Origin of the sequence: Azonexus sp. R2A61 (genome assembly GCF_021401135.1) — a bacterium.
Lineage (GTDB): Bacteria > Pseudomonadota > Gammaproteobacteria > Burkholderiales > Rhodocyclaceae > Azonexus.
Map to the genome: position 1 here is coordinate 442,858 of NZ_JACBFO010000003.1, position 11,279 is coordinate 454,136.

Consider the following 11,279-nt stretch of genomic DNA (forward strand, 5'->3'; position numbering starts at 1 on the left):
TCTATGAGTTCTGTTTCTGATGATGTTCGTGACGATTTTTTTGTAAAAAACCTGCTCGAAAAGCTGCCTTCCGATTCCAGGGGGTCTTTCAGTGCGGATCAACTCTTGGCACTGAAAGTTGCGTTCGGTGGGAGAGCATGGGGCGTACATGCGGTCGACCTGCGCTGGACTCTGAAAATATGGCGATGGCATTACTACTTTGTGGTGCTGGCGGGGCGTAACCGGCGGGAGTTGTCGCGGCGGGAACGAGAGATTGCGCGCGTTGCAATGGTGCTTTCGTTAGCCATCTTTCTCGTTTTCTCGGCGTTGCTCGGTTTGCTCATGTTGTATCTGGTCAAGTCGGCTTTTGGCATCAATTTATTCCCCGGGTTTTCGCTCGGTATCTGGGGATGGTTTCAGGAGAGCATCCTGCGTTGATGTGGTTTGTGCGTCGCAGCATTTTTACTTCGTTTATGACTAAAGTCATATATACGAAGTAAGGGCTGTCGTGGCAAGATTCGCCCCAAACACATTGTTGCAAGATACTAAAAAACCCCATGTCCCTCATCAGTTCCGGTCTGCTGCGGCCGCATAGCTCCAAGATCGCCTTCTTTCGGCGGGTCCTTGATGCGCTGGTCATCGTCGTTTCACTTTATGTTGCACTGCAAATAACGCACGATCTTGAACTGGATCGTCTGTACACCCACGCGGCGGCTTGGGCGGTGATGTTGTTCATGAGCATCGGCGGGGCGCGGCAGATTTATGGCTCGTGGCGGGTGATGACCATTCAGGCAGCCGTCAGCCTGACCTTGACCACCTGGATGATGACGACCGTAGCACTGGTTTTCCTGGCTTTCCTGACCAAGACCTCGGCCGACTATTCCCGGGCGGCGGTGCTGGTCTGGTTCGTGTTGACGCCGGTTTTGCTGGCTGTGGCGCGGGTTTCCGTGCGCGTGGTGCTCAACGCCATGCGTTCCGGCGGGCAGAACACCCGCACGCTGGCCATTGCCGGCAAGACCAAGCTGGGCAAGCAGGTGGTCGACAAGATTCAGGCATCGCCGTGGATGGGCATGCAGTTCGTCGGTTATTTCGATGACCGGCTGGCCAAGCGGGACTGCAACCATACGGCGGATGACGTCCAGGGGATCGGGCGTTTCGACGAGCTGATCGAGCTGGCCCGTGCCGGCAAGGTGGATTACGTCTACATCACGCTGCCGATGAAGGCGGAAAACCGTATCGTCGAGTTGGTCAATGCGCTCAGCGACACCACGGCTTCGGTCTATCTGGTGCCCAATTTCTTCGTCTTCGACCTGCTGCATGGGCGCCTCGCCAGCCTGGACGGCATCCCGGTGCTCAGCCTCCACGAAACGCCGTTTTATGGTGTCGATGGTTGGGTCAAGCGCCTGGAGGATATTGTCGTCGCCAGCCTGATCCTGGCCATCATCGCCATTCCGATGGCCATCATCGCGTTGGGGGTCAAGCTCACCTCGCCGGGGCCGGCATTGTTCAAGCAGCGGCGTTACGGCCTGAACGGGGCGGTAGTGGAGGTCTGGAAATTCCGCAGCATGACGGTTTGCGACAACGGCGACAAGATCGTCCAGGCGCAAAAGAACGATGTCCGCATCACGCCGTTCGGCGCCTTCCTGCGCAGGACGTCGCTCGATGAGTTACCGCAGTTCTTCAATGTGCTGCAGGGCACGATGTCGGTGGTCGGGCCGCGGCCGCATGCCGTGGCGCACAACGAGCAGTACCGCAAGCTGATCCGCGGCTACATGCTGCGCCACAAGGTTAAACCCGGCATTACCGGCTGGGCGCAGATCAGCGGTTGGCGGGGTGAGACTGAAACGCTGGAAAAGATGGAAATGCGGGTCAAGCACGATCTGGCGTATCTGCAGAACTGGTCGCTGTGGCTGGATCTGAAGATCATCTTCTTGACCGTCTTCAAGGGCTTCGTCAACAAGAACGCGTATTGAGGGTTCCGGCCGGCAACGACCGGCCATTTTTTATTCATGGGGTGATCGAGTGGCAAAGGGAATGATCCTGGCGGCTGGCCAGGGAACGCGGGTGCGTCCGCTGACCAAGAACGTGCCGAAACCGATGGTGCCCATCCTGGGCAAACCGGTGATGGAATACCTGATCGAGCACATGGCGCGCTATGGCGTGCGCGAGATCATGGTTAACGTCGCCTTCAATCATTACAAGATCGAAAACTACTTTGGCGATGGCCGTCGCTGGGGCGTTGACCTCGGCTATTCCTACGAAGGCGCGCGCGAACATGGCGAGATCGTGCCCAAACCCTTCGGTTCGGCCGGCGGCATGCGCAAGATTCAGGATTTCGGCGGTTTCTTCGATGAAACCACCATTGTCGTCTGCGGCGATGCGGTGGTCGATCTGGATATCGGCGCAGCCCTGCACGAGCACAAGAGCAAGGGTGCCATTGCCAGCGTGGTAGCGCTGGAGGTGCCGCTCGATCAGGTGCAGAACTATGGTGTGGTGGTGGCCGATAACGAAGGCCGGATCACCTCGTTCCAGGAAAAACCCAAGCCGGCCGAGGCAAAGTCGCGCCTGGCCAGTACCGGCATTTATATCTTCGAACCGGAAGTGCTGGACCTGGTGCCCAAGGGCAAGCCGTTCGACATTGGCAGCGAACTGTTCCCCCTGCTGGTGGAAAAAGGCTTGCCTTTCTATGTGCAGAAGCGCTTTTTCAACTGGATCGACATCGGTCGGCTGAACGATTACTGGGAGGTGTCCCAGCGCGTGCTGCGCGGCGAGGTGGCGCAGATGGACATGCCGGGCAAGGAAGTGCAGCCGGGCGTTTGGGTCGGCCTCAACACTTCCATTGCCTGGGAAAGCTCCAAGCTGGTCGGGCCGATCTACGTCGGTTCCAATGTGCGTATCGAACCCGGTGTATCGATCATCGGCCCGGCCTGGATCGGACACGGCAGTCATATTCGTTCCGGGGCGCGTGTCGAGCGCTGCATTGTGTTCGATTACACCCGGATTTCCGGGCCGCAGACGATGAGCGAGATGATCGTTTCGCCGCAGTATTGCGTCGGCCGCGATGGCGTGGCGCATTATCTGGGTGAAGACATGTCGCCCTTCCGCTGGGGCGATGCACGCGGATGAGGCCGTTGCATAACGACCGCTGGGCATTCTGGGGGCTGCTGGCGCTGTTATGCTGGCTGCCGCTTCCGCTCGGCAGCAATCGCACCTTTGCCGTTGCTCTCCTGGTGTTCTGGTCGCAAATCCTGTTGTGGGGCACGGTCTTCGCGTGGCGCCACGACCTGGCCGGCCTGTCTGCCCGGCTGACCTTGTTCCGCTGGCCGGTCGGCCTGCTCGGGGCGTTCATCCTGGTGCCCTGGTTGCAATGGCTGCCCTTGCCGGCTGACTGGCTGGCCGTGCTGTCGCCGGAGGCGCTGGCGGTGTCGCAGGGGGTGGTCGATACGTTGCGCGTCAGTCTGGACCCGGGGCAAACGCAGTTGTACGCGGCCCTGTCCTTTGCCTACTGGTCGGTTTTTGTCGCCGCACTGGTGCTTGTCCGCGATTCGCGGCGGCTCGATACGCTGGCGCTGGTGCTGGTCGGCAGCGGTGTGTTTCAGGCCTTGCTGGGGGCAGCCCTGTTCTCCACTGGCGCCACTTACCGGCTGTTCTTCTCGGAACTGACGCACGACCGGGTGAAGGGGGCTTTCGTTTATCACAACCATATGGCCGGCTACATGGAGATCTGTCTGTCGGTGGGCATCGGTCTGATGCTGGCGCGGCTCGGTGGCGGTGGTAAACAACGCCCGTCGACCGGCTGGAAGGAAAAGCTGCAGGCGGCCATCGACTTTTCATTGAGTCCCAAGATGCGCCTGCGCCTGATGCTGGTGATCATGGTTATTGCGCTGGTGCTGACCCGGTCGCGCATGGGCAACACCGGTTTCTTCGCTGCCTTGCTGATCGTCGGCCTGCTGACCATTGTGCTGTCGCGCAGGACGGCGCCGAGAACGGTAGCCCTGATCGCCAGCTTGGTGATCATCGATGTGGTGGTGGTGGGGAGCTGGATCGGTGTCGAGAAAGTGATCGACCGTATTCAGGAAACCAGTTTGACAGACGAGGGAGGCGGAAGGGAGGAGTCCTTCGAGTTTCGTCAGGTTGCTGCAGAACATGCGATCGGTATCGTTGAGGATTTCCCTGTACTTGGTAGTGGCGCGGGGAGTTTTTATGGGACTTATCTGCGATATCGTACATTTCGCCAAGGATACTTCGATCACGCGCATAACGATTACGCCGAGATTGCCGCCGATTTTGGTGGGCCGGCTACGCTACTGCTGGGGGTTTTCGTGCTGTCGGCCGTGGTGTCGGCCGTTCTGGTACTGGCTCGGCGGCGTTCCGATCTGCCCCGTGGATTGGCCTTTGGCGGGCTGATGGCCATCGTTGCCTTCCTGATTCACAGTACCGTCGATTTCAACCTGCAGATTCCGGCCAACGCGCTGACCCTGCTGGTGGTGTTTGCCATGCTGTGGTCGGTGGCAAGTCTGCCGCGTGGAAATGTCAAAAATAACAGCCCTGTCGATTAAATGCTCGAACTGAGATTCTTGGGCTAAGTAATGGATTATTTTGGTGTTGTTGCGCTGCAGCAAATACTGGACGACCCTATGTCGTGCACGTATCATTCGCGCTGTGAGCATGCTGGCGGATTAGCCGGCCTTGATGATTTGGAGTCCTTATGAATTCGATCCGTACGCGTTCTGCGGTAATGCTGGTGCTGTCCTTGGGTCTGGGCACCAATGCCTGGGCGGAAGCCGGGCTTGCCGAAGCCATCAAGCAGCCGCTGCTGCTGGCCCAGGCCGATACCGGCAATGCCGTGCCGGCTGCCCGCCCCGTGCCGGCAGCGGCAGCCCCCGCAGCCGAGCCGGAATCGGTGCCATCCTTGAGCACGCCGGGTGCGGTGACGCCGCTGGGGGGCAGCGATGCCGCCGGCAATACGCTGCAGCGTTCGGTCACGTCGGGTTATGAACTGGCCGGTGCCGGTATTGGTAGTGCCAGCTACTCACAGAACCAGTTCATGATGACTTCGCCGGTCAAGGGGCGGGGGGCTCGTTTCGACAACGGCATCTTCCTGCACCCGGCGGCCACGGTCGGCATCGGGTACAACAGCAATGTGCTCGGTACGCCAAATAACGAGACCTCGTCGAGCATTTTCATCTTGCGTCCTGAAGTAGTGGCCGAGGCCAAGTCGCGAGGCGACCGGTATACCGCCAGCTACTCGGGCAACTACGGGCGCTATGCCAGTTCTTCGCCGGATGATTTCTACAACCACGATTTCTGGCTGGCCGGCGATAATTACTTCACCACCCGTGCCCGCTTGGGCTGGGGGGTCGGTTATGTGATGCGTAGTGACCCGCGCGGTTCGACCGACCGCGTGGCCGGCGACGAACCGGACCGCTGGCGTGCACCAGTGGCCCGCGTGCTGGGAATCTACGGCGCACCGAAGGCGCTGGGCCGGATCGAACTGGAAGGCTCATGGATGCAGAAGCGTTACCAGAACAATCGCCAGCTGACCGAAGGCTTTGACCTGAATACTTCCATGCTGGCCGGACGTTTCTTCTACCGGGTGATGCCGGCCACCTCGTTGGTGTTTGAAGCGCGGAATACCTGGAACGACTACGTGCTGGATACCTCGACCAACGACAACCGTTACAGCAAGCTGCTGGTCGGTGCGACGTGGGAAGCGACGGCCAAGACCACCGGTTTCATCAAAGTGGGCCGCGCCTACAAGGATTTCGATACGGCGGGGCGTCGTGATCCGAGCGCAGCGACCTGGGAAGTCGGGGTCACCTGGGCACCGCGTACTTACTCGGTGGTTCGTCTGGAAACCGAACAGAACATCCTGGATTCGACCGGTGTCGGCAATTTCACCACCGTTCGTGGCCATTCGCTGAACTGGGAGCACAAGTGGGCCAGTTACTTCACCTCCAGCCTGTCGGCCAGCCAGGTGTCGGCCGATTACGACGGGGTTGATCGGAAAGACAAGACCAATTCCTACGGCGTTGGCGTGTTCCGCGAAGTGGGCCGCAATTTCCGGGTTGGTGCGAGCTGGAACCATATCAAACGGAATTCAAGCGACGATGCACGGGATTTCAAGCGTAACGTCCAGATGCTGACGCTGGAGGTGGTGCTGTAATGCGTTTTGCCTCGCTTCGTCGTTTTTCGGCCGTCTTGCTGCTTGGCCTGGTTTCCTTTTTGTCGACAGTGCAGGCACAGGATGCCAGCGTGCCGGCCCTGGATGGCGAGAAGGCCGTTGCGGTTGCCGGCGGTAGCGAGATGCCGATCCCGGCCCTGCCGGCCGGGCTGTCGACCTACCGTTTGTCGGCCGGCGATGTAATTTCGATTCGCGTGCTGGGCGAAGAAGACCTGAGCAAGGAAAAGATTCGCCTGACCGACGCCGGTACGGTGTCGCATCCGGCGCTGGGCGAAATCCGTGCGCTGGGGCTGACCACCGGCGAAATGGAAAAGATCGTCGCCGATGGCCTGCGCGGCCGTTACTTGGTGAATCCCAAGGTTTCGGTGTCGATCGAGGAATACCGGCCGTTCTACATCAACGGCATGGTCGAGAAGCCGGGCGGCTACCCGTATCAGCCGGGGCTGACGGTGCGCAAGGCGGCGTCGCTGGCCGGCGGTTTCCGCGAGCGTGCCTCGGTGAGCAAGATTTACATCATCCGGGAAAAGGATGCTTCGCAGCGTTCGCAGAACGCCGACCTGAACACGCTGGTCATGCCGGGCGACATTGTTACGGTCGACGAGAGCTTTTTCTGATTTTTCCGAATTTTCCCGTTCCCCGCTTGCGGGGATATTGAGTTGAATAGCCACATGACCCAAGTCGTCGATACGCCGGCTCAGCCGCACAAGCCCGTCTTCCTGCACGATCCTGAAGATCAGGAAGAAAAACTCGAACTGCTCGAATACTGGCGCAGTGTCGTCAAGCGCAAGAAGCAGATCATTGGCTTCGGGCTGGCGGTCGCGCTGCTGGCCGTTGTGGTGGTTTTGGCCATGACGCCGATTTACCGCTCGACGGCGACGATCATGATCGAGGCCAACAAGGCCAAGGTGTTGTCGATCGAGGATGTCTATTCCGGGATTTCGCAGAACCGCGAGTTCTTCCAGACCCAGGTCGAGATCATCAAGGCTCGGGAAGTCGGTATCAAGACCATTCTGAAGACCAAGCTCTGGGAGCATCCGGAGTTCGATCCCCGGGCCAAGGGGGATTCCTTTCTGGCCAGCCTCGGGGTCAGCAACGAGCCCAAGGAATGGACCGATGCCTTGCTTGCCGATGCGGTTTATCCGGCCTTTGCCGCCCGTTTGTCTATTGAGCCTATTCGCTTGAGCCAATTGGCAAAGATCAGCTTCGATTCGGCAGATCCCGAACTGGCGGCACGTGTGGCAAATGCGGCGGCAGAAACCTATATCCAGAACGAACTGGAGACCCGTTTCAAGATGACGCATCAAGCGGGTGTCTGGCTGCAGGATCAGATGACCGACCTGCGCAAGAAGCTGAACGAGTCGGAAAAGGCCTTGCAGGAATATCGTGAGAAGGAAGGCATTGTCGATCTGAAGAGCGTGACCCAGAGCGGGGCCGGGCGACAGATCGAGGAAGTGATGGGGCGTCTGGTCGATGCGCGCATGCAGCGGGCACAGGCTGAGAATGCCTACATGCAGATCAAGTCGGCCAAGAGTGGTGGTGGCGATCTGAGTTCGCTGCCGGCGGTGCTGCGCAACCCGATTGTTGCCGATGCCAAGCGGGCAGAAGGGATGGCCGAACGCAAGCTGTCTGAATTGACGCAGCGCTATGGCAAGGAGCACCCGAAGTATTTGCAGGCCGAAGGCGAACTGGAGTCGGCCCGCGACAACCTGAGACGTCAGGTCGATTCGGTAGTGGCCAGCGTGATTCGCGAGTACGAAGTGGCGCGCGGTACCGAGGCGACGCTGGAAGGCGTGTTGAACAATGCCAAGGGGCAGGTGCAGAACCTGAACCGCAAGGAAGGGGCGTTGAGCATGTACGAGCGCGAGGTCGAGGCCAATCGCCAGATGTACGACATGTTCATCAAGCGGGCCAAGGAAACCAATGTTGCGGGTGATCTACAAACTCCGATTGCGCGTGTCGTTGATCCCGCCGTGGTTGCTGATGGCCCGGTAAAACCCAAAAAATCGCTGATTGTTGTGGTCGCATTGTTTTTTGGGCTTTTCATCGGTGTTCTGGCCGCACTGCTGCGTGACCGCATGGACAACACCCTGAAAACCTCCGAAGACGTCGAGGTTCGTCTGAAGCAGCCGATCCTGACGACCTTGCCGTTGCTCAGTCAGGAAGAAGTGGAACGGACCAAGACCGCGCGCATTTTCATCGAGCAGCCCAATTCCGTGTATGCCGAAGCAATCCGCACCGCCCGTACCGGCGTGTTGCTGACCGGCATCGATTTGCCGCAGCGGACGCTGGTGGTGACTTCCAGTGTGCCGGGTGAAGGCAAGACGACGTTCTCGATCAATCTGGCGACGGCGCATGCCCACACCAAGAAGACCCTGTTGATCGATGCCGACATGCGTCGTCCGGCGGTTTCCAAGGGCCTGGAAATTCCGCCCGGGGCCAAGGGGTTGTCCAACTTCGTGTCGGGCAATGCGACGCTGAAGGAGTGTCTGATCAATGTCGACGGTTCGACGCTGATGCTGATGCCGAGCGGCGCGGTGCCGTTGAATCCGCTGGAGTTGCTGCTGTCCGAGCGGTTCAAGGAAGCATTGACGCAACTGGCCAAGATTTTCGAGGTGATCATCATCGATTCGCCGCCGGTCGAGCTGGTTTCCGATGCGCTGGTGATCGCTGCTCAGGCCGATGGCGTGATTTTCGTGACCAAGGCCGAGTCGACTCCGTACCAGGTGGCGCGCAAGGGGCTGCAGCGCCTGCGTCGTGCCGATGGGCATGTGCTGGGCGTGGTGCTCAATCAGTTCGATGTGGCCAAGGCGGAAAAGTACTACGGCGATTATTCCGGGTACGGCAAGTACGGTTACGGCGAATCCGGCTATCAGGGCGGTTACGGCCAGAGCTACGGCGAGGAAGCGCCCAAGTCTTGAACGGGCGCGCCGACCGATGATCGATCTGCATGCGCATTTTCTGCCGGGGGTCGATGACGGCCCGGCAACGCTGGCCGAATCGCTGAGGCTGGCCGAGAAGGCGGTGGCGGATGGGGTGGAATGGACGGTGATGACGCCGCACGTGCATCCGCGCCGCTATCCGAACCGTTTGTCCGGTCTACGCCCGCATTTCGAGAATTTCCGTTCGGCGCTGGTCGAGGCCGGCATTCCGTTGAAGCTTTCGCTCGGCGGTGAGGTGCGTTTCGGCGAGGAGTCGCTCGAATTGCTGGCGCAGGATGAGTTGCCTTTTCTGGGTGAGTGCGACGGTTTTCGCGTGCTGTTGCTGGAGTTTCCGCATCAGAACGTGCCGGTGGGCAGCCTGCAGTTTGCCGAGCGTTTGCTGGCGGCGCGGATCCGTCCGTTGATCGCGCATCCCGAGCGCAACAAGTCGGTGATGGCGCGGCCCGAAATTCTGGTGCCTTTCCTGGATATTGGCTGCTGGTTGCAGTTGACCGCAGGATCGTTGGTCGGCCGTTTCGGCCGGACGGCGCAGAAGACGGCTGAATTCATCCTGGGCAACCGCTGGGCGCATGTGTTGGCCACCGATGCGCATAACCTCGAACATCGGCCGCCGCTGTTGTCGGAAGGGCGTGACGCGGCGGCAAGGCTGGTCGGCAAGTTGCTGGCGCATGAAATGGTCGTTGAACGGCCGGCGAGGATACTGGGGGTTCAATGAGCGAAGCGGTGAAGCCGGGCGGTGCCTGGGGCCTGAAATTGCTGGCGCTGCCGGTGGCGGTGCTGGCCGTGCTGTCGCTGCATACGGCGTTCATTTACGGCATGGCGGATGTCAAGACGCTCAAGGCGCGCGCGCTGATTGCCGATTGGCAGCGTAACGAGAAGGCCCGGCCGCAGATCGTTCAGGTGGGGCAGGCGCGTAACGACCTGATTGCCGGTTTGAAGTGGTTGCCGGGCGATTCGCAGTTGCTCGAAGGCCTGGGCTATTTGTATGGCCTGCGTGCGGTCAACGTGGAAAACATTCCGGAATTGCACCAGGCGATGCTCGACGAGGTGCTGCTGTATTACCGCGAATCCCTGAAGCGCCGCCCGATGGCGCCGTATGCCTGGGCCAACGTGGCCTTGGCCCTGCATTTGAAGGATGCCGGGGCCGACGAGATGTGGCGGTCATTTGACCGGGCGATGGCCTACGGCAAGCGGGAGGGCGGCGTTCAGCTGAAGCTGGCGCGGATTGCGCTCGACCGCTGGAACACGCTGACCCCGGAACGGCGCGGCGAGGTGGCGGACATGTTGGGCATGGCGCGCGGCAGGACAGTGCGCGATCTGAAGAAGATGTTCGAGAACACCGGACACGACGATTTGCAGATCGGCCCCGAACAGCCGGCCGGCTGAGGCTTACATGCGCTGTTCGCGGGCGAGTTTCTCGAGCAGTTCGCGCCACAGACGCACGTTCGATGCGCCGCCCTTGCGGGCGACGCCGGCTGCGGTCCACAGGTCGTCGTCGTTGAAACTGTAAACCGGTTCGAGGTCGGGGCGCTGGGAGGCGGGGCGCAGTTCGGGGATCAGGTTGTCCATGATCAGCGGTTCGCCGTCCGGCGTGGGGTAGTAGGCCAGCACCATGTGCGATTCGTTGAGTTCCTTGGCGCGTACGTAGGTGATGCGCAGGCGGTCGATGGGCAGGCCGAGGTCTTTCAGCGAAAGGTATTTGGCGATCGAGTAGTCTTCGCAGTCGCCGCCGTAGGAGCCGAGCATTTCGACCGGCGTTGCCCAGTAGTCTTCCTGCCGCCAGTGACGCAGGTCGCTGATGTAGGGCACCTGGTTGAAGAAGGTGTTGATCTTGCGCAGTGTCAGCGATTCGGCTTTCGGTTCCTGCTGTTTCGCGCCGATGGCTTCGGCACCGCGCATGTCGTTGAGCAGTTTCTGCCAGATCAACAGGCGTTTCGGGGCGTCGGAAGTGTACTGGCGGGCGACGTAGTCGAGCAGGTTTTGCGAGAAATTCACCAGTCCGGCCGCGAGCGTGGGCGTTGCGCAGACGATCATCAGCGCAGCGATCAGATGGCGGTGGCGGTGGTGTGGCGCAAACATGTACGCGTTTGGTATTGGGTGTGCGCCATTGTACAGGCAGGACGGGCTTTTCGAAGGGTATGACCTTGGTTGTATTTATACGGAAGTCATTCAGGAGT

Annotated in this window: 10 protein-coding genes; 9 read left to right on the forward strand and 1 reads right to left on the reverse strand. The window is 60.1% G+C overall.

Going from position 1 to position 11,279, the window contains the following annotated elements; genetic code table 11:
- Positions 1 to 3: 3 nt before the first annotated feature.
- The 9 genes from L0962_RS11925 to L0962_RS11965 all read left to right on the forward strand — a co-directional run bounded on the left by L0962_RS11925 (position 4) and on the right by L0962_RS11965 (position 10,488).
- Complete coding sequence (locus L0962_RS11925) at positions 4 to 417, forward strand: hypothetical protein (RefSeq protein ID WP_234086650.1); 414 nt, start codon at positions 4 to 6, stop codon at positions 415 to 417.
- Positions 418 to 536: 119 nt separating this feature from the next.
- Positions 537 to 1,952, forward strand: coding sequence for an undecaprenyl-phosphate glucose phosphotransferase (locus tag L0962_RS11930; RefSeq protein WP_234086651.1), 1,416 nt, complete (start codon positions 537 to 539; stop codon positions 1,950 to 1,952).
- Between the two features lie 61 nt (positions 1,953 to 2,013).
- Entirely contained in the window at positions 2,014 to 3,105 is a 1,092-nt protein-coding gene (locus L0962_RS11935) for a sugar phosphate nucleotidyltransferase (RefSeq protein WP_234086652.1), read from the forward strand.
- A gap of 5 nt (positions 3,106 to 3,110) precedes the next feature.
- A complete protein-coding gene (locus tag L0962_RS11940; protein ID WP_234086653.1) occupies positions 3,111 to 4,538 on the forward strand; it encodes an O-antigen ligase in 1,428 nt (475 codons plus the stop codon).
- A 149-nt stretch (positions 4,539 to 4,687) separates the two neighbouring features.
- Positions 4,688 to 6,145, forward strand: a complete 1,458-nt coding sequence (locus L0962_RS11945) for an outer membrane beta-barrel protein (protein WP_234086654.1) — start codon at positions 4,688 to 4,690, stop codon at positions 6,143 to 6,145.
- Positions 6,146 to 6,234: 89 nt separating this feature from the next.
- Positions 6,235 to 6,777, forward strand: coding sequence for a polysaccharide biosynthesis/export family protein (locus tag L0962_RS11950; protein ID WP_234086655.1), 543 nt, complete (start codon positions 6,235 to 6,237; stop codon positions 6,775 to 6,777).
- Positions 6,778 to 6,831: 54 nt separating this feature from the next.
- Positions 6,832 to 9,081: a polysaccharide biosynthesis tyrosine autokinase gene (locus tag L0962_RS11955; RefSeq protein WP_234086656.1), complete on the forward strand. Its 2,250-nt coding sequence runs from the start codon at positions 6,832 to 6,834 to the stop codon at positions 9,079 to 9,081.
- A 16-nt stretch (positions 9,082 to 9,097) separates the two neighbouring features.
- Entirely contained in the window at positions 9,098 to 9,817 is a 720-nt protein-coding gene (locus L0962_RS11960) for a tyrosine-protein phosphatase (RefSeq protein ID WP_234086657.1), read from the forward strand.
- A complete protein-coding gene (locus L0962_RS11965) occupies positions 9,814 to 10,488 on the forward strand; it encodes a hypothetical protein (protein ID WP_234086658.1) in 675 nt (224 codons plus the stop codon). The genes L0962_RS11960 and L0962_RS11965 overlap by 4 nt, the downstream gene beginning before the upstream one ends.
- A gap of 3 nt (positions 10,489 to 10,491) precedes the next feature.
- On the opposite strand, the gene L0962_RS11970 is transcribed toward L0962_RS11965, so the two are convergent.
- Positions 10,492 to 11,181: a transglutaminase-like cysteine peptidase gene (locus L0962_RS11970; protein ID WP_234086659.1), complete on the reverse strand. Its 690-nt coding sequence runs from the start codon at positions 11,179 to 11,181 to the stop codon at positions 10,492 to 10,494.
- Between the last annotated feature and the right edge of the window lie 98 nt (positions 11,182 to 11,279).